Annotated in this window: 16 protein-coding genes and 1 tRNA gene; 9 read left to right on the top strand and 8 right to left on the bottom strand. The window is 60.9% G+C overall.

All coding sequences use genetic code 11. The features are described from left to right. The 5 genes from NKF26_RS07115 to NKF26_RS07095 form a co-directional block, all read right to left on the bottom strand. A complete protein-coding gene (locus NKF26_RS07115; protein WP_253234136.1) occupies positions 1 to 1,980 on the bottom strand; it encodes a bifunctional UDP-sugar hydrolase/5'-nucleotidase in 1,980 nt (659 codons plus the stop codon). Between the two features lie 132 nt (positions 1,981 to 2,112). Then, a complete protein-coding gene (locus NKF26_RS07110; protein WP_253228928.1) occupies positions 2,113 to 3,360 on the bottom strand; it encodes an MFS transporter in 1,248 nt (415 codons plus the stop codon). 258 nt (positions 3,361 to 3,618) lie between these two features. Continuing rightward, positions 3,619 to 4,956, bottom strand: a complete 1,338-nt coding sequence (locus NKF26_RS07105) for a S8 family serine peptidase (RefSeq protein ID WP_253228929.1) — start codon at positions 4,954 to 4,956, stop codon at positions 3,619 to 3,621. Positions 4,957 to 5,170: 214 nt separating this feature from the next. Then, positions 5,171 to 5,716: a deoxyuridine 5'-triphosphate nucleotidohydrolase gene (locus tag NKF26_RS07100; protein WP_369682128.1), complete on the bottom strand. Its 546-nt coding sequence runs from the start codon at positions 5,714 to 5,716 to the stop codon at positions 5,171 to 5,173. A 72-nt stretch (positions 5,717 to 5,788) separates the two neighbouring features. Then, positions 5,789 to 6,466 (bottom strand): hypothetical protein, encoded by a 678-nt coding sequence (locus NKF26_RS07095; protein ID WP_253234135.1) that lies wholly within the window; start codon positions 6,464 to 6,466, stop codon positions 5,789 to 5,791. 125 nt (positions 6,467 to 6,591) lie between these two features. Here NKF26_RS07095 and NKF26_RS07090 point away from each other — a divergent pair, with 125 nt between their 5' ends. The 6 genes from NKF26_RS07090 to NKF26_RS07065 all read left to right on the top strand — a co-directional run bounded on the left by NKF26_RS07090 (position 6,592) and on the right by NKF26_RS07065 (position 13,140). Further along, a complete protein-coding gene (locus tag NKF26_RS07090) occupies positions 6,592 to 7,308 on the top strand; it encodes a hypothetical protein (RefSeq protein WP_253228932.1) in 717 nt (238 codons plus the stop codon). Between the two features lie 131 nt (positions 7,309 to 7,439). Continuing rightward, positions 7,440 to 9,419 carry an aconitate hydratase gene (locus tag NKF26_RS07085; protein WP_253228933.1) on the top strand — a complete coding sequence of 660 codons (1,980 nt, stop codon included), beginning with the start codon at positions 7,440 to 7,442 and terminating at the stop codon, positions 9,417 to 9,419. A gap of 529 nt (positions 9,420 to 9,948) precedes the next feature. Next, positions 9,949 to 10,434 carry a ribosomal protein S18-alanine N-acetyltransferase gene (gene rimI, locus NKF26_RS07080; RefSeq protein WP_253228934.1) on the top strand — a complete coding sequence of 162 codons (486 nt, stop codon included), beginning with the start codon at positions 9,949 to 9,951 and terminating at the stop codon, positions 10,432 to 10,434. A gap of 33 nt (positions 10,435 to 10,467) precedes the next feature. Beyond that, complete coding sequence (locus NKF26_RS07075; protein WP_253228935.1) at positions 10,468 to 10,917, top strand: DUF5810 domain-containing protein; 450 nt, start codon at positions 10,468 to 10,470, stop codon at positions 10,915 to 10,917. Between the two features lie 25 nt (positions 10,918 to 10,942). Continuing rightward, positions 10,943 to 11,353 (top strand): DUF5809 family protein, encoded by a 411-nt coding sequence (locus NKF26_RS07070; RefSeq protein WP_253228936.1) that lies wholly within the window; start codon positions 10,943 to 10,945, stop codon positions 11,351 to 11,353. A gap of 53 nt (positions 11,354 to 11,406) precedes the next feature. Further along, entirely contained in the window at positions 11,407 to 13,140 is a 1,734-nt protein-coding gene (locus tag NKF26_RS07065; protein WP_253234134.1) for an acyl-CoA dehydrogenase family protein, read from the top strand. 9 nt (positions 13,141 to 13,149) lie between these two features. On the opposite strand, the gene NKF26_RS07060 is transcribed toward NKF26_RS07065, so the two are convergent. Then, positions 13,150 to 13,599, bottom strand: coding sequence for a metal-dependent transcriptional regulator (locus NKF26_RS07060; protein ID WP_253228938.1), 450 nt, complete (start codon positions 13,597 to 13,599; stop codon positions 13,150 to 13,152). Positions 13,600 to 13,677: 78 nt separating this feature from the next. Next, positions 13,678 to 14,295, bottom strand: a complete 618-nt coding sequence (locus tag NKF26_RS07055; protein WP_253234133.1) for a DUF309 domain-containing protein — start codon at positions 14,293 to 14,295, stop codon at positions 13,678 to 13,680. Between the two features lie 361 nt (positions 14,296 to 14,656). Here NKF26_RS07055 and NKF26_RS07050 point away from each other — a divergent pair, with 361 nt between their 5' ends. Next, on the top strand, positions 14,657 to 15,409 hold the full coding sequence (locus tag NKF26_RS07050) for a class I SAM-dependent methyltransferase (RefSeq protein ID WP_253228940.1): 753 nt from the start codon (positions 14,657 to 14,659) through the stop codon (positions 15,407 to 15,409). 469 nt (positions 15,410 to 15,878) lie between these two features. Here the strand turns inward: NKF26_RS07050 and NKF26_RS07045 are convergent. Then, positions 15,879 to 15,951: transfer RNA gene (locus NKF26_RS07045), tRNA-Arg, on the bottom strand. A 164-nt stretch (positions 15,952 to 16,115) separates the two neighbouring features. Here NKF26_RS07045 and NKF26_RS07040 point away from each other — a divergent pair. Together NKF26_RS07040 and NKF26_RS07035 are read left to right on the top strand one after the other, a co-directional pair. Beyond that, the gene (locus NKF26_RS07040; RefSeq protein ID WP_253228941.1) at positions 16,116 to 16,709 is read left to right on the top strand and encodes a hypothetical protein; all 594 of its coding nucleotides are present in this window, start codon (positions 16,116 to 16,118) and stop codon (positions 16,707 to 16,709) included. A 160-nt stretch (positions 16,710 to 16,869) separates the two neighbouring features. Beyond that, positions 16,870 to 18,309 carry a single-stranded DNA binding protein gene (locus tag NKF26_RS07035; RefSeq protein ID WP_253228942.1) on the top strand — a complete coding sequence of 480 codons (1,440 nt, stop codon included), beginning with the start codon at positions 16,870 to 16,872 and terminating at the stop codon, positions 18,307 to 18,309. Positions 18,310 to 18,323: the final 14 nt, after the last annotated feature.

Raw genomic sequence — 18,323 nt, 5'->3', positions numbered from 1 at the left:
TCAGGCGGCCGCCACCGGCGGCACCGTCGCTCGGTTGGCGTCCTCGTTTTCGTTCGTCTCGTTCGTTGCGTCGCGCTCGCTCGCGCCGTGTCCGTTCCGGTCCGCGAGCGTCGCAGTCACGTCCGCGTTCAGCCGGGAGTAGTTGAAGTAGACGCGGTCGTACTGCGAGGACTGATACCCGCCGTAGAGTTCGAGTTGTGCCGTTTCATCACAGCCGACGAGCGACGTGAGTTCGCCGTCGTCGAAGCGAACCGTGAGCGTGTCCTCGTCGGCGTCGTAGGTGACTTTCTCCGCGGCAACGGTGCGGTTGTCCGGGGTCGAAACGACGAACGTGTTCGGGACGGTTGCGTCGTAGTCGTCCGGTGCGTCGAACTGCATGACGGCGTTTCCGTGTCCGTCGAGGGTGACGGATTTATCGGCGAGTGACGTATCGACGCGCTGAATTCGGCCGTCCGTCGTCGGCGCGATTTTCCCGTTCGATTTCAGATAATCCACGACGGTGGTCGAGAGCAGTTCGTCCGTGCGCTGAACGACCGGCTTGTCGGCGAGCGGATAGCCGCTTCCGCCGCCAGCCATGAAGTCGTTGACGGCGACTTCGTACGTCGCGGTCGGGTCGAGCGGTTTTCCATCGACCCGGACGTCGCGTATTTTTTGTTTTCCGTCGTGGCCGACCCACTCGAAGCGGACGCCGCTGACCTGCATCGACATCTCCGCGCCGTATTGCTGTCCGGCGTCGCTTTCCATCGTCGTGATTTGGCTCGCGAGCGTCTCCTTGAGTTGTGCGCCCGTCAGTCGAACGGTCACCACCTTGTTTCCGAACGGAAGCGTGTTGAACACGTCCCCGCCCGTGATGTTGCCGGGGCCGTAGACCCCGTTCGAACGGATTCCACCGGCGTTGGTGATGGCGACGTCGGCACCCGTTTGTGATCGCATCGCGTCGGTCACGAGGTCACCGTAGTTGCTCTCGCGGTGGTAGTTCGTGGAGAATCGCGCGTCGAGCGGTGTCTCGGTGTACGCGATGGTCGAATCGAGGTCAACTTCCGAACGGTAGTCGTTGATGATCCGCGAGGCGGTTTCGTTCTTCGGCGTCGACTCCGTGATGTTGATGAGTCGGCCGTTCGCGCCGACGACGTCGCCGTCCTCGACCGTGAGGTTGATTTCACTCAGGTACTCGGCGCGGGCTTCCGTCTCGCTGATGATGGTCCCGTCCACGACGCGCGGTCGGTAGACGACTTCGTCGTGACCGGTCAGAACCACGTCGGCGTCGGTCTGCTTTGCGACCGTTTCGGCTTCCTTGGTGCCTTCGTGGAGCAGGACGACGACCACGTCGACGTTCTTCTGTTGCCGAAGTAGCTTCTCGTACTTCTGCAGCGTCGGGACGACGGGTTTCGCGGTAATGTTGTGCGCCGAGAGGTTCTCCGAAACGGAGCCATCGACGCCGGGATAGATGGCACCGACGACGCCGACTTTGACGCCACCACGGTGGACTACCTCGTAGGGCTGTGTTCCCTCGATGGTGTTACCGGTCGTCTCGTTCACGAGGTTCGCTGCAAGCCACGGGAAGTTCGAGGCGCGGGACGCGTTCGCGAACGCGTCAGTTCCGTAGTCGAGGTCGTGATTTCCGACCGCTTCCGCGTCGGGATGAATGAGATCGTACACGTCCACGGGTGCGTGCCACCCCGAGACGGGCGAGAGCGCGTTCGGTGACAGTTCGTCACCGCCGCCCATGACGAACGTCGGGTTGTCGTGGGCCTGCCGACGCTCGTCGATTCGGTGAACGAGCCGCGGCACGTTGCCGTCCTTCGCCGCGGCGGTCTGAATGTCGTTGTAAGAGAGGATGGTCACGTTCGTCGAACTGTTCGTGGTTGCCGTGGTCGATCCGATGTCGGAGTGTCGCCCGCCGACGTTCACACCGAGTGCGGGAATCGCTCCCGCGCTCACGATGCAAACGAGCAGAACGACTGCAGTAGCACGTCGCATTCATCGTAGTAAAACTACCGTTCGACGTTAATTGTATCTATGAGATGTTGATAGTATAATGTATTCTATGGATGAGAAATATTCGACTGAAATACATGTCATAAAAGATGTAGTTGAGAGTCCTTCTGATCGCTACCACTGTGTCAGCGCCTTCGTCCCGTGGGAGTACGACAGTACGCCGAGGAACGTCAGGACGCCGGAGATAGCGGCAGCGCCGCCGAAATAGAACACCCACTGGATACCCGGTCCGGTCGTCAGTATTCCGGCGAGAATCGGCGCGAGGATACTCCCCGGCCGCCACACCAAATCCCGAACGCCGAAACTGCTCGCCACGCCGCCGCCCTCGACCCCTTCGTCGGCGAACAGCGCCATGCTGGCCGGTTCGCGGAAGCTATCGGCGATGCCGAGAAGCGCGTTCAACCCCACCAGGGGGAGGAACGCGGGCGAGAGTTGCCCGAGGATCGGAAACATCGACGGAAGTCCGAGCGTCCGACCGATGGTCGGTGAGAACGGAATACAGAGCGCGACGAGCCCGTACAGGCCGCCGCCGCAGAAGACGAACAGAGCGCGGCCATATCGGTCTGAAAGGCGTCCCGTGTGGGGTTGAAACAGCATGTTCGTGAACTTCTCCGAGATGAGCACGGCGCTGACGGCGAGCGCCGCGTAGGCCAACCCACCCTGAGACGCCTTCAGTCCCGCGTATACGACGACCCAGTTTCGAACCATCGTTACCGCGACGGCGTACTGGGAGCGGAAACTCGTCAGCGTCAGGAGTTTGCGATTGAGCGCCAAATCCGAGAACGGAAAGCCTTCGATTCGCGTGTCGTCGGGTTCCACGAACAACAACACGCCGAACAGCGCCGGAACCAACAGGGCGACGATGACCCCGAACACCACGTCGAACCCGTACTGTTGATACAACGTCGCGGCCGAAATCGACCCGAGGATGGACGCCGCGAACCGCGCCGAATTGGCTTTCCCGATATGGTTCGCGCGTGTGTCGGCCGTCGAGAGTTCACCGACGAGCGCGAGCGTGATGAGGCCAGTTCCGGTCAGGGCAACCCCTTGGAGCGCACGTGCGGCGATGAAACCCCAACTGCTCTCCACGAACGGAAACGCGACGTAGGCCGCGATGGAAACTACGATGCTGCCGAGCAACACGGTTCGTTTGTCGTATCGATCGCCACCCCACGCGAGCGGGACGACGGCGATCGACTGTGCGGCGGTCAGTCCGGAGACGAACAGTCCGACGACGACACCCGACTGGGGATTTAGAACGTTGAGATACGTCGGGAGAAGCGTCGCCAGCGTGATGAATCCGAACCCGGCGGCGAATCGGGTGAGATAGAGTGCGTAGAACTGAACGCGGTTTTCATTCACGGTTCTAACTGTGAACAACCCCGCAAAACACCTTTCGTTTCGAAACCCATCCGTCGCTGCCGTCGACGCGAATGCTCGCTATCGGAACTCGACACTGATGAGTTACGATTCACGACAGTCCGGGCAGAGACCGCCTTCGAGATAGATTTCGAGCAACTTTTCGCCGCATTCGGAACATCGTTTCAGTACGTCTTTCTCCGCCACGTTCGGGAGGAACTCGAAACCCGATAAAAATAGACGTATCGATTTCTCCCACCCTCAGTTACTCACGAGACTCACGTCGCCGTACGTACCGAGGGAACCGTTCTCGGCACGGGTTACCGAATCGACGGCGTCCACGAACCCGGTTCCGATGTTCCACGGGGTGTAGTTGCCGTGTGTGTCCTCCGCCTCGGCCGTGAGGGTATTGAGTAGTTCCAGCGGGCTGATGTCGCCGTTGTTGTTCTGCCGATAGGCGTCGACGACGAGCGTGGCGATTCCCGCGACCATCGGCGTCGCCATGCTCGTCCCGCTGATGGTTGCATACCAGAGCCGACCGTCCTCCGGGCTTTCCGCCTGTAGCGCGTCATCGGGCGACATCGTACTGACGATCTCGTTGCCCGGTGCACCGATGCCGGGACGGTAGATTCCGTACGGTCCGGAACTCCCACCGCCGTCGTGATACGCCGTGAGATTGTCGAGTGCGGTTTTCCGGTCCCAGTTGTCCGGGGTGTTGGTGCTATCCTGTTTCCGACCACGGGACGAAAAGTCGGTCACGGTCTTGTCGTCCTTCGTCGCCGCGACGCCGAGGACGTGCGGCGCTTTCGCGTACTGATTGAGCGTGTTCGTGTCCGGTCCGCTGTTGCCCGCCGCGAACACCGGCAGTAGCCCCGCTTGGTAGGCGTGCCACGTCGCAACGTTGAGCGCTTGGTCCGGATGGAACTTCTCGCCGTTCGAGGAACCGTAGGAGTTCGAGACGATTTTCACGTCCGTCGCGCCGCTCTGGACGCGCGACAGCAGGTGGTCGTACGCCGCGGCCGCCTTCACGACTAACAGACTCACACCCGCGGCGTACACCGTCAGGTTCGCATCCGGAGCCATCCCTCGCTGTTTCCCGTCGCTCTTCGTCCCGTCGCCCGCAATGGACCCCGAACAGTGGGTTCCGTGCCCGATCGTGTCGGTATCGAGAACGCTCGCGCGGGTCCACAACGTCGGTGAGTCGAGCGGGTTACCGACCCACTGCCAGTTGGCGACGAGACTGGATTCGAGGTCCGGATGGTCGCCGTCCACACCCGAGTCGATGACTGCGGTGTGCACGTCGGTCCCGGTATATCCGAGGTCCGACTGCACGTCGTTGGCACCCGTAACTCGCCGACTGTCGTCGTTGTAGTAGTCCAACTCGACGTTCTTTCGGACGTATCGAACCGACTCCCAGTCAGCTATCGTCTCCAACTGGCTCACCGAAAGTTCGGTATAACCGATGGGAAGTACGTCGAACTTGTGATAGCCATTGGCAAGGTTCAACGTACCGAGTTGATCCACGTCGTCGTTGCTCTCGAAGACGACGAGGGATTCCTGGAGGAGATCCGTCGAATCGTCGAACGCACTGTCCAGCACACCACCGTCCGCCGCCGCTGCCCCACTGAAGGGGATCGTGGACGCAACCGCTGCTACCCCAGTTCTTTTGAGGAACCGTCGCCGACCTTGTGATTTGATATCAACCATCCCATTTTTTGGTTGCAATTAAATAAACTAAAGGATTGTTGCCGATAGTTGAGAGTTGAATTCAGATGAGATATTTCGTGGGATGAAACGACGTTCCCGCTGTCGCTTAGTCCAAATTCTCGCGCTGATAGTCGCCGTCGTAGGTTTCGTCGTGGTCCGCCTCGGCGAGAACGAGTTGTGCGATACGTGCACCGCGTTCGAGTTCGATGTCGTGGTGGACCTGCAGCAACCCTTCTCCCTTCCCCTTGTAGCCCGCGTCCCACACCGCCGTGTTGAGCATGCACGAGTTACGCATGAGCGACGACCGTGGGTAGATGAAGCCGACGTGCCCCTCCGGGATTTCGACCGTTTCGGCGTACTGGACGATGTAGCCACCTTCCGGGAGGTAGTAGTTCTCCGGAGACTTTTCCGTCATCTGTTCGGATTCGATCCGGTGACGGTCGCCGATTTCCTTGTTGTTTCGCCCGATACGCCCGGAATCCCGCTGTTCGTACACCTTTTCCAGCGTCAGATCGACGCCGTTCGGTTGTATCTGCTGTCTCCGAATCTCCTCGATGTGTTCTGCGACGAACGTTCCGCTCTGGAACATAGGCGGACGGCGTGTCCGAGAAAGTAAAGCCGTTACCGTTCTCGCGTAGTGTGCGTGTCTCACACACGCACCATTCACGCATCATTCACACGTCGCTCAGTGGTGGTCCCGTGTCGTTCGGGAGCGGTACCCGTATCATTCGGCCGAGTCGACGACCGCCCCGTCCGCCATATCGAGTTCCTCCGCCTCAACGACGCCGACGCGGGCGTTCGCTCCGAGTTTGACGTGGTCGCCGACGACTCGTTCCACGTCCACGTAGTCAAGCGTGATATCGCTTCCCTCGATGGACTTCGCTCGAAGGAAACCGTCGGGCCGACGCCGACCGACGACGATGGAATCCCCGACGAGGGACGAAACGACCGACTCGCCGACGAGGTTGAACCGGACGTCGTCCGCTTCGACGTGGCCCGCCTGGATCGCACCGTGGACCCGAACCGATTCGGCGTCCAACGTCGCCACTTTGGCCATACCCGAGGTTTCGAACTGATCAGCCGTGACCGTCTCCAGTTTCACCGACCCCGAACAATCGAGCGTGTCCGCCTGCGTGGTTCCCCGTACCGATAGCGACCCGGACACGGAGACGCTGTCCGCTGTCACGTCTTCAGCGACTTTTGTCGATCCGGAGACCGTGATGGAATCCACGTCGAGATTACCCCGTATCGTCGCCGCACCCGCGACCTTCGCCCGTTCCGCGTGCGTATCGCCCTTTACCGTAAGGGAGCCCAGAACGCGAACGTGTTCGGCGTCGATGTCGTCGTAGGTGGCGGAACCGAGTACTTTGACCCGGTCGTCCTTCGTGATGGATGGGTTCATCACCGGGGGTTTGTCGACGGGAGTCATAAATCTATGCACTGATTGTGCGTCGAATGTGTGTTCAATGTGATTTCGATGTGCGTTTCGAGGAAACAATTATGATGCCGGGGACGGTAGCGACTGGTATGAGTCGGAACATCCGGATCACCATCGACGACGACGAAGTGTTCGAACGGCTGAAACACCGAAAGCGCGAGTTGGACCTGTCGTGGGAGGAGGCGCTCCGACGAGGGTTGGAACGGGGACCCCACGACGACGAGAGGCGAGGGGCCGGTCGGGGAGGAGGGCATGAAAGAGGACGAACGCATGCACGGCAGATGCACGACCAGCGGCATCACCGGCATCGCGGGCGCGAACGACACGGGAGGGGTCATCCCAGCCCGTTCGACCCCGACTTCGGCGAACAGCTTCGCCGCGGCATCGAGGAATCGGTACAGGAATCCATGCATTCCGTCGAGGAATCGGTGAACGCCGTCCGTGAAGGGTTGGGAACCGAGATCGACCGGTTGGAGGACGCGGAAGACGCCGTCCTCGCGTTTCCGTTCCTCTCCGACGAGCGTGCACAGGTCCCCCTCCGTGTAAACCTCCGGACGAGCGCCGACGGGCTTTCCGTCGAGGTCGTCGCGGTTCGCCGCGGGAAGAATACGGCGGAGACGAACCGGTTCGCCGACGACCATCGAGCGGAGATAAATCGGTGGCTCGCCGACGGACGGACGGTTCGACTCGAACTACAGAACGGAACCGAAGCCTACGACGTCGTTCCGTCTCTCTCGTGGGGACGGGCCGACGACGATACGCCGATCGTTACCGAAGTCGAAATCGTGGAGGTTCGTTTCGACTAATTTTCGTCGTCTCACCCTTTTGACCGCCCTCATTTTCGCAATGATTGCCTGACGAGAGCCTGATTTACCACGAACGATGAAAACGTAAACACGCGGGATTTATACCTTCGGAGGGTCGATATTCGTCTGATATGGGACAAACACTGACGGAAAAGATTCTCGGCGAGCACCTCGTCGAGGGCGAACTCGAAACCGGTGAGGAAATCGGGATCGAGATTGACCAGGTTCTCACACAGGACACCACGGGGACGCTCGTCTGGCTCCAGTTCGAGGCTCTCGACATGGACGAGGTCCAGACCGAGATCGCGGCCCAGTACTGTGACCACCAGACCTACCAGTTCGACTTCAAGAACACGGACGACCACCGATTCCTCCGCTCCGCGGCAGGCACGTTCGGTGCACACTACTCCCGTCCGGGTAACGGTATCTGTCACAACGTCCACAAGGAGAACTTCGCCGCACCCGGCAAGACGATGCTCGGGTCGGACTCCCACACCCCGACACCCGGCGGACTGGGTGAACTCGCGATCGGTTCGGGCGGTCTCGACGTCGCAGTCGCCATGGGTGGCGGCCCGTACTACATCGAGATGCCGGAGATCGTCAGCGTTCGCCTCGAAGGCGAACTCCCCGAATGGTCCACCGCGAAGGACGTCATCCTCGAGATGCTCCGTCGCCTCTCCGTGAAAGGTGGCGTCGGCAAAATCTTCGAGTACACCGGCCCCGGTGTCGAGACGCTTTCCGTTCCGGAACGGACGACCATCACCAACATGGGCACGGAACTCGGCGCGACGACCTCCATCTTCCCGACGGACGAGAAGACCGAGGAATGGCTCAGCGCCCTCGGCCGCGAGGACGAGCACGTCGAACTCCAGGCCGACGACGACGCGGAGTACGACGACGAGATCGTCATCGACCTCTCCGAGATCGAACCGCTCATCGCACAGCCGTCGATGCCCGACAACGTCGTCCCTGTCCGCGAAGTCGCCGGACAGTCGGTCGACCAGGTCATGATCGGCTCCTGTACGAACGGTGGCTACGAGGACATCCTCCCCGCCGCGAAGATGGTCGAAGGCCGCACGGTCAACCGGAAGACGGACCTCATCGTCGCTCCGGCGTCCAAACAGGCCTCCGAGATGCTGGCCCGCGAAGGCTGGGTTGCCGAACTGATGGCGGCAGGCGTCAACTTCTCCGAGGCGACCTGTGGTGCGTGTATCGGTATCGGTCACGTTCCGGCCTCGGACTCCGTTTCCCTGCGTACGTTCAACCGCAACTTCGAGGGTCGCTCCGGTATCGAGGACGACTCCGTCTACCTCTGTTCGCCCGAAGTCGCCACGGCGGCGGCCATCAAAGGCGAAATTGTCGACCCGCGCGACCTCGCCGACGAACTCGGCGACCTCGACGCGCCCGGATTCGAGATGGGTGACGACTACGGCACCACCGCCGACGACCCCGACCTCATCGCCCCCGACCAGGCCGTCGACGACGAACTCATCAAAGGCCCGAACATCGGCGACGTCCCGCTGAAGGACGAACTCGAATCCACGCTCGAAGGCCCGGCCCTGCTCAAGATGCAGGACAACATCACGACCGACCACATCATCCCTGCGACGCAGGACATCCTGATGTACCGGTCGAACATCCCGAAACTCTCCGAGTTCACGCTCTCGCGTGTTGACGACGACTTCGCACAGCGCGCACTCGACTCCGACGGTGGTTTCCTCGTCGCTGGCGAGAACTACGGACAGGGTAGCTCGCGCGAACACGCGGCACTGTGCCCGATGTACCTCGGCGTGGACGGCGTCCTCGCACAGAGCTTCGCCCGCATCCACAAGGCGAACCTGTTCAACTTCGGTCTCATCCCGCTCGAAATCAACGATGACGACTACCAGAAGATCGAACAGGGCGACGACATCGAAATCGTCGATGACGTTTCGGAAGCGGTCCGCTCCGGCCAGGAAGAGTTCACGGTTCGCGTGAACGACGACTGGGAACTCACCGCGACGCTCGACGCGTCCGAACGTGAGCGCCAGATCCTCGCCGACGGTGGTAAACTGCCGCACACGAAGAAGCAAGTCGAAGGCGGCGACGCAGCGGCCTCCGCGGACGACTAAGTAACCAGCATTCTCCCATTTTTCGGCCGATTACGTGAGTAGCGAGAGCTCTGTTTTGGAAGCAAGAAGTAACTAGCAGAGCCGGTCTTTCGCGAACGATAGGAATCTACACAACCGCTAGTCACTAGCAACCTCACCGAAAGACCTGCGGTCTTTCGAGCATCAAAATCGCGCCGCGATTTTGAGACGCCGGAAAATCTCCGATTTTCCGGGCCGAGGAACCTCCGACGGAGCGATGAAGACGAGCGAATGCGAGTCTTCGGACGCGACGGAAGTGAGGTGACGCGGGCTTTTGATCGACCTTTTCCCAGGGAGACAGGCAGAGACCAGCGCCGTTTGGCGCTGGTCTCTGCTCCCGACCGTGGTTCGAGAGAGCGTCGCTCTCTCGTCATCACCAGAAGCCTTCGGCTTCTGGTTAGCAGTCAGATTCCGTCGGAATCTGACGACATCACGAAAGAACTCCGTTCTTTCGAACGACAGGAAAAGGTCGGGCACGAACGCTTTAGTTCTCCGCGTCGAATACGCAGTTGTGACAGCCACTGCGAGCGAGACGGGGTCACTCTCCATTCGCCCCGCCGAAGACGCGGACTTGCTCGCCATCTTCCGCATCGAGAAGGCGTCGTTCGAACAGCCGTGGCCGTTTGCCGCGTTCGAACGGTACGTCGGCGAGCCGACGTTTCTCGTCGCCACGGACGGGGTGAAGATCATCGGCTACGTCGTCGCCGACGTGATCCCGAACCACGGGCGTCCACTCGGGCACATCAAGGACCTCGCGGTGCATCCGTCCCGCCGTGGCGAAGGAATCGGGCGGGAATTGCTCAAGCGAGCGCTGTCCGGGTTGCAGTTCCAGTCCGCACGCAGCGTCAAGTTGGAGGTCCGAGCGAGCAACGAACCGGCGATTTCGCTGTATCAGGAGTTCGGTTTCCGGTATCTCCGGACGATACCGCAATACTACGGCGACGGTGAGGACGCGCTCGTGATGTTAGTCGAACTCGACCCGGTCGGCACCGAGTGAATCGTTTTTCAATGCGGAAACCGTATCGCACGTATGGGATATGCGTGTCCAGTGTGTGAAACGCCACAGTCTGACGGGGAACATCTCGCCAATCATCTCGCGTTTGCGGCCATTCTCGGGGACGACGAACACGAATCGTGGCTCGACGAGTACGCGCCGGGGTGGAACGAGGACGGTCCCGACGAACTCGCGCCGCGAATCACGGAGTACGCGGACGAAGAGGAGTATCCGCAGGTGTTCGAGGATACGGTCCACGACCACGGTCACGGGCACGACCACGGCCATGGACACGGTGGACACGGACTCGAAGACGAACTCCAGCAAGCCGGTGGTTACGGTCGGGATGCGGCGATGGGTGCCGACGCACAGCGAATCATGGCGGAAGCACGGCAGATGACCGAGCAGATGATGAACGACGAAAGTGAGGGTGGGGAGGACGACGACGCCGACGGAACGGACACGGCACAGGACGAAAACGAATAGTTCCTCGCCCCAAAACGTATCGGACATGGAGACGCACGGCGTTTTTTCCCCGGCAACGGAAGCGGCCGCCCGCGAACAGTACGAGGACATCGGTCCGGCAGCACAGACCGTCGTCAAGGAAACGGCGAAAGCGATGCGCTTCGACAGCGAAGAGTACGGCGAGCGGGTGACGAGCGACGTCGTTTCCACCGCGCGGGACGCGCTTTTCGCCACCCTCCTCGAAACGCACACCGGAACCACGGAGGAGTTCGACGCCGACGTTCCGGACGATTTCGAGAGACACGTGGAGGGCAGTGAAAACGTGGACAACGTCGCGTGGCACGTCGCACCCGCAGCAGAAACGGTCGTCGCGGTGACGTACCACGAAAAGGAGGAAGCCGCGATCGGAACCCTTCAGCGAATCGCCTTCGGTCGCGTGTACCGGGACATCGTGTAATCGTTCCTCTCGGGACATCGTTTAATTAGCTCGCGCGCGATTCCTTCGTCAGCATGACTGTCGACTACGGGCAGTTCGACCGCGGGCGAGGGCTGAACTACTGGCAGTACGACCCGGTACTACAGCACGAAGTCGAACGCACTTACGGCGGTGACCGAGGATGGGCCGAGGAGCGATTCGACGAGTTCGGCGACATCGTCGGAAGTATCGTCGCGGAGCACTCGGACAGCATCGACGAGCACGGCCCGGAACTCCGGCGCTACGACCGGTTCGGCGATGCCGTGAACGAGGTCGAATATCATCCTCATCAACTCGAAAGCGAGCGACTGGTGTACGGTTCGGGTGCTGTCGCCGACTCGTTTCGGGCACCTCCCGAGCAGGACGCCCCGGCGCCCATGCTCCATCACTTGACGATGGATTACCTGCTCGCCTACGCCGACGTGGGGTTGACCTGCCCGGTTGCGATGACGGCCGGTGTCGCGCTCGTGTTGGAACGGTTCGCTGACGGTTCCGATGCCGACAGTTCCGGTGCCGACGGTCCGCTCTCGGAAACCTTCGATCGACTCACGACCCGCGAGTACGACGACCTGCTCCAAGGCGCGATGTTCCTCACGGAGCGGCAGGGCGGAAGCGACGTCGGCGCGACCGAGACCATCGCGGAGCGCGTCGAGGACGGAAGCGGGTGGGAACTCTCCGGCGAGAAGTGGTTCTGCTCGAACGTCGATTCCGGAGCGATTCTCACGCTCGCCCGGCGACCCGACGCACCCGCCGGGACCGATGGACTGTCCTTGTTCTTGGTACCGGAGACGACCCACGATAATGAGGAAAACGAATACACGATTCGCCGCCTGAAGGACAAACTCGGGACGGTCAGCGTTCCGACCGGGGAGGTCGAATTCGGCGGCACCGAGGCGAACCTCGTGGGGGAAATCGACTCGGGGTTCCGCTACATGTCCGAGATGCTCAACCTCGAACGGATCGCGAACGCGTTCGCGTCGTGCGGTCTCATGGGACGGGCGCTGTTGGAGAGCAAGGTTCGGGCGGCCAACCGCGAAGCGTTCGGGAAATCCATCGACCAGTATCCGCTGATGCGCCGCGACTTGGTCGAGATGGCAGTGGCACACGAAGCGGCGACCGCCTTCACGTTCGACGCCGGGAGGGCGTTCGACAGATATCAGCAAGGTGACGAGGACGCGTTCGGATTGATGCGACTGCTCGTCCCCATCGCAAAGTCTCGAACGGGACGGATGGCCGTCGATGTCGCCTCGTACGCGATGGAAATTCACGGCGGCAACGGCTACGTGAACGATTTCGTCACCCATCGTCTTCTGCGCGATGCACAGGTACTCCCCATCTGGGAGGGAACGTCGAACATCCTCTCGCTCGACGTGCTTCGTTCGATGGCTCGCGAAAACGCACACGAACCGGCACTGGCCCTGATCCGTGATCGACTCGATGGCGTGGAACACGACGAACTGACCGACCTCGTGGTGACGACGCGCGATGAACTCGGGGGGCTACAGGAGGCACTCGGGGCGGTAGCGACGGAAGGAGACGACTACGCACAGCATCATGCGAAGGAACTGGCCGAGTACGTCTTCGACGTGTACACCGCCGCGTTGTTGCTGTCGGAAGCGGACGGAGAACTCGCGGCAGGGAACGACCGGAAGGCACTCGTCGCCCGTCAGTTCGTCACCGATTCGCTGGGAGAAACCTCCGCACGGGGAATCACGTCGGGCGAAACGCTTCCGTCCGATGCCTTCGAGAAGATCGTCCGATTCGCCTGAATTCGCCAGTCACTCGTGATCCGTCGGTTCCGTGTCGCGCACGTCGTCACAGCACTCGTTGTACTCGGTATGTGGTGCGCTACACTCTCCAGTACACGGATGGTTGATACGCTCGCGGATACGCGCGGCCACCTCGTCCGAGAGGGCGTTCCCCATCTCGCGTGCTTCCTCCGGGCTATCGATTTCGAGGTCTGACAGTAGGAAGTTCTCCGCGAGACAGTGTTTCCACATCACTTCGCGTGCGGTTTCCTCGCCTTCGTCGGTGAGCCTCGCCCCCTTGTACTTCTCGTACGTTGCAAGGTCGCGCGCTTCGAGCGTGGTGAGCATTTCGGTGACGCTGGCGGAGCTCACGTCCAACGCCGTCGCCAGTTCGCCGGTTTTGGCCGGACGGCCGGTACTCTCGCTCACGAGGTGAATCGTGCTGAGATAACGCCCGACGCTCGCGGAAACCTCGCTCATTGTCTGTGCCTAGCGGGTGTCACGACCATAAATCATTCCCAATATCCTGATCGTGTCTCAGTTTCTGAGTGACATCACCTACTCGAACAGGCCGTCAACGTCCGTCTCCCGGAACTCCCGTCGTTCGACGTGTTGGGACAGACGCTGGAAGATCAACGCCCTGTTCTCAGGTTGGCGAACGAAATCCATGACGAACGTGATGAACCGACTTCCTTCGTCGCCCGCCTCCAAATCCATCCGCGCGAACTCGATAGCCCGTTCGAGCACCGACTCCTCGTAGCCGAACTCCTCGGCGAGGACGAGTGCGGCGACGGCCGATTCCTCGAAATCGAGGTCGTCGGGACGGAGGACGGCCCCGTCGTCGGTCAAGCGCGGCGGTGCTACCCGCTCGACGTACTCGGGGTCGTCACGAACGGCACGGAGGTAGCTCCGAACCGTCTCGACGTCGACGCCTCGATACTCCCCGGGAAGGTCGCCCAGGTAAGCGGCCGCGCTCTCGGCGAGGCCACGAATTCCGGTCCAGTTCGAATCCGTCGTGTGGTGAACCACGGCGGTGAACTGGATGAGTCCGTGGAGAAAGCGTTCGTCCGCCGTACCGCTGTCGAGGCCCAACCAATAATCCTCCCACGCGTCGTGGGCGGCGTGAAACTCACCCGCGTTGTAGATGGCGAGTCCGGCCCGAAGGTAGGTATCCATACGACTACTCGTTTGTCGAGACGAAAATTCCTTTCCGACGATGAACAGTCACACACCGAACCGAGGAAAACGAACCCCCATGGGACCTGACTGGGTTATCGTCGGGGGTTCGAACCGAGAATGGTTATTTAGCGGCTTTCTTCGCGGCCCATTTCTTCAGATCACGAACGAACAAACGGTAGGTTTCAGCTTTACTCATACACGAGTAAATATTCAGCCGAGATTCAAAAGTGTCCCGGTTCATACCAGATTTGGCCAGAGACAACATAGCACGGTCTCCGACCCATACATCCATCCACATCTATCCGCGAATATTGGTCAAACGGCAACGGTATTCGCACCGCTCGACGTACCGTCTCGCATGGACGAACTCGAACGGAAGCGGGCGACGACGGATTCGTTCGGCGCGGTGGCCACTTCTTATCTCGACAGCGACGTTCACCGGGAAGGTGCTGACCTCGAACTCCTCGCGTCGTGGTGCGACGGCGCATCGACCGCCCTCGACGTGGCCTGCGGTGCCGGACACACCGCTGGCGCGCTCGGGGAAGTCGCCGACGCCGACATCGTCGTCGCCGCCGACGCAACCCCTGAGATGGTCGAAACGGCGACGGACGCGTTTCCGGTGGTCGGCACCGTCGCCGACGCGGAGCGGCTACCGTTCTCGGACGGGACGTTCGACGCCGTCACCTGCCGCATCGCGGCCCACCACTTCCCGAACCCGGACGCCTTCGTGTCGGAAGTCGCGCGCGTGCTCGCTCCCGGCGGCGTGGTCGCATTCGAGGACAACATCGTTCCCGACGACGACGAACTGGCGGCGTTCTACAACCGGTTCGAACGCCTCCGTGATTCGACTCACGGCGAGGCCTACTCCGCCGCGCAGTGGCGCGACCGGTTCGACGAGGTCGGATTGTCGGTCGACGAACTCACGACCATGCGAAAATCCCTCGATTACGAGTCGTGGGCCGAACGAACCAATCCCGGAGAGGACGCGCGCGAGAAACTGGACGAACTCGTCCGCGGGCCGGAAGCCGAGGAGGTGTACGACGTGACGGTTGAAGATGGGAAAGTAACCGAGTTCAGCAACGAGAAGGTTCTACTGCGCGCGACGAAGTGAGTCGGATTCGACAAACGTCCTGACGGAGGTTTACGTGAGTGAAACGAGCGTAAACCACGTCAGAGCGTGAACGAAGTGAGCGGTCTAACGGAGTCCTACGCGAACGGAGTGAGCGTAGGGCCAGTCAGAGCTTCGCTCTGACGACTGTCCCACGCGATCGTAGGGCAAGTCAGGTCGTGAATGAAATGAACGTTCTGACGGAGGTTTACGTGAGTGAAACGAGCGTAAACCACGTCAGAGCGTGAACGAAGTGAGCGGTCTAACGGAGATTTGAAATCGTGAAATCGTTCCTGCTCAGTCGCATACGCTCCTTCACGGGCGTGCGATTTCCCTGCTCAAATCTCCGCAGTCATCATCTTCCTCCACGACTCACGAGAGCCTCGGCTCTCGTGAGTTGGTTCCGTAAGAATGACGTCCTGACGTGAGCCTCACGCGAGCGTGAGGCAAGTCAGGTCGTGAATGAAATGAACGTCCTGACGGAGATTTGAACTCCGGTCCCTGGCTCCGCAAGCCAAGAGGATAGTCCACTACCCTACCAGGACTCATTCATTCATTTCGCGCTCGGCTTAATAGCGCTTGCGATGTGGTGGCGGTGTGTGGATGCGAGGCAACCACACGATTCGCACCCGGCGGCAGTATGAGAATAACTCAAATCGCTATTTTCGTCTACGGGACAGTTTTTAGAATGGGTATAGTATCCGATAGTATGCAACGACGAGACATCCTGAAACGAGCGGGTGCGGCGACGACGGTCGGCATACTGGCCGGTTGTCTCAGTCGAGACGGCGGCAGTCCTGGCGGTTCGGGGTCCGAGAGTACGAATACGACTACGACGACGACCACGACGACCACGGCGGACGGGACGACGACCGAAGAGATGACGACGAAGACCGGAACGGAGACCACGACCTCGGCGGACGGCGGCGAGTCGAATCTCAAGGACGGTACGGTGAAGGTCCTCAGTTCGAACTGCGGAACCCCGAAAAACGAGGCGTCCGTCGAGGTCACGGACTCGCGGATGGTCATCACCGGCACGATCGGAGGAAGCGACTCCTGTGCGATACCCTACCTCAAGAGTACGAAAACCGACCCGAAAACGGGGACGTACATGGTGACGGTCGGAACGAAGAAGAAGAGCGGGACCGTCGGCTGTTCGGAGTGTCTCACCAAAATCGAGTACCGTGCGACGCTCACGTTCGCCGGTTCGGTACCGAAGTCGGTGAAAGTCACCCACGAGAGCATGGGGAAATCGAAAGTGGTCGCGAGCACCGACGGCAGTTCGTCCACCACCGAGAACTGACGATCCACGAAAGCGTCATCGAGGCACGGGGCGTAACTTTATCAACGAAAATGCGGCCACTGATAGCTATGATTCGAACCGGATCGGGATCGGCGGACTTCCGTTCCCCGACACAAAGACAACGCTTAAGCGACGGCCAACCCTGCAACCGAGTACGATTATGGGCGTTATAGACGAGGTACATGGGGACCTCGACGCCGACATCTCTCTGGACGAGTTCCGGGACGCCGTCGAGGAAAAAGTCGAACAGATGGGTGGGCTTGCGGACGAGGAAACCGCCGCAATGCTCATCGCGCACGAACTGGACGAAAGCGAGGTGAACGGCGTCGCCGACATCGAACCCGGCATCGAGGAAGTGAAATTCGTTGCCAAGGTGACGAGCGTCGGCGATATCCGAACGTTCGAACGCGACGGCGACGACGCGGAGGACGGTCACGTCCTGAACGTCGACGTCGCGGACGAAACCGGGTCGATTCGAATCTCGCTCTGGGACGAACAGGCACGGGGTGCCGAGGAAGAACTCGAACCCGGCCAAGTCCTGCGAATCAAGGGCCGCCCGACGGACGGCTACAGCGGGACCGAGGTCAACGTGGACCAAGCCGAACCGGACGACGACACGGAAATCGACGTGCAGGTTCAGGACTCCTACTCCGTCTCCGACCTCTCGCTCGGCCTCTCGGACGTGAACCTTCCGGGTAAACTACTCGACACCGGAACCGTCCGTACGTTCGACCGTGACGACGGCTCCGAGGGCAAAGTCGCCAACCTCACCGTCGGCGACGAAACCGGTCGAATCCGAATCACGCTCTGGGACGAGCGTGCGGACATCGTCGAGGAACTGGAACCCGGCATCACCGTCGAAATCGTGGACGGGTACGTCCGCGAGCGCGATGGGAACCTCGAACTCCACGTCGGCAACCGTGGCGCAGTCGAGGAAATCGACGCCGACATCGAATACGTCCCCGAGAGCACGCCGATCGCGAACCTCGAAATCGGCGACACGGCGGACATCACCGGTGTGATTCGCTCATCGGACCCGAAACGCACGTTCGACCGCGACGACGGGTCGGAAGGTCAGGTGAAGAACGTCCGCGTGCAGGACGAAACCGGCGACATCCGCGTCGCGCTCTGGGGTGAAAAGGCCGACCGCGAACTCGCGCCGGGCGACAAAGTCGCGTTCGCGGACGTCGCCATCAAAGACGGCTGGGCGGACGACATCGAAGCCTCCGCCGGATGGCAGTCGACCATCTCCGTCCTCGACAACAGCTCCCCGACGGACGCGGCGAACGGAGAAAGCGACACGAACGAGGCGGAAACCGGACTCGACGCGTTCGGAAGCGACGTCGAAGGCGACGTCGAAGAAACGACGACGACCGAGACGGAATCCGACTCGACGGCGGACGCGAATACGACATCGACCGACGACGGCGAGCAAGTCGAGTTCACGGGAACGGTCGTTCAAGCGGGCAACCCTGTCGTGTTGGACGACGGTGAAGAAACGATAAGCGTCGAGACCGATGCCGACGTTCACCTCGGGCAGGAAGTGACCGTTCGTGGCGAACGTCGTGGTGGCAAGCTCGACGCAGAGGACGTGTTCTAACGCGTTTTCGGACG

The sequence above is a fragment of the Haladaptatus sp. AB618 genome, assembly GCF_024136965.1.
In the GTDB taxonomy this organism is placed as follows: domain Archaea; phylum Halobacteriota; class Halobacteria; order Halobacteriales; family Haladaptataceae; genus Haladaptatus.
Note: the sequence above shows the minus strand (reverse complement) of the source record. Positions and strands in the feature narration are given on the sequence as shown.

Excerpts from the sequence above, each read along its gene's own strand:
- NKF26_RS07065 (WP_253234134.1), top strand. The coding sequence starts at position 11,407 with ATGACTGTCGACTACGGGCAGTTCGACCGCGGGCGAGGGCTGAACTAC.
- NKF26_RS07085 (WP_253228933.1), top strand. The coding sequence starts at position 7,440 with ATGGGACAAACACTGACGGAAAAGATTCTCGGCGAGCACCTCGTCGAG.
- NKF26_RS07060 (WP_253228938.1), bottom strand. The coding sequence starts at position 13,599 with ATGAGCGAGGTTTCCGCGAGCGTCGGGCGTTATCTCAGCACGATTCAC.
- NKF26_RS07075 (WP_253228935.1), top strand. The coding sequence starts at position 10,468 with ATGGGATATGCGTGTCCAGTGTGTGAAACGCCACAGTCTGACGGGGAA.
- NKF26_RS07040 (WP_253228941.1), top strand. The coding sequence starts at position 16,116 with ATGCAACGACGAGACATCCTGAAACGAGCGGGTGCGGCGACGACGGTC.
- NKF26_RS07095 (WP_253234135.1), bottom strand. The coding sequence starts at position 6,466 with ATGAACCCATCCATCACGAAGGACGACCGGGTCAAAGTACTCGGTTCC.
- NKF26_RS07070 (WP_253228936.1), top strand. The coding sequence starts at position 10,943 with ATGGAGACGCACGGCGTTTTTTCCCCGGCAACGGAAGCGGCCGCCCGC.
- NKF26_RS07090 (WP_253228932.1), top strand. The coding sequence starts at position 6,592 with ATGAGTCGGAACATCCGGATCACCATCGACGACGACGAAGTGTTCGAA.
- NKF26_RS07035 (WP_253228942.1), top strand. The coding sequence starts at position 16,870 with ATGGGCGTTATAGACGAGGTACATGGGGACCTCGACGCCGACATCTCT.
- NKF26_RS07115 (WP_253234136.1), bottom strand. The coding sequence starts at position 1,980 with ATGCGACGTGCTACTGCAGTCGTTCTGCTCGTTTGCATCGTGAGCGCG.
- NKF26_RS07050 (WP_253228940.1), top strand. The coding sequence starts at position 14,657 with ATGGACGAACTCGAACGGAAGCGGGCGACGACGGATTCGTTCGGCGCG.
- NKF26_RS07055 (WP_253234133.1), bottom strand. The coding sequence starts at position 14,295 with ATGGATACCTACCTTCGGGCCGGACTCGCCATCTACAACGCGGGTGAG.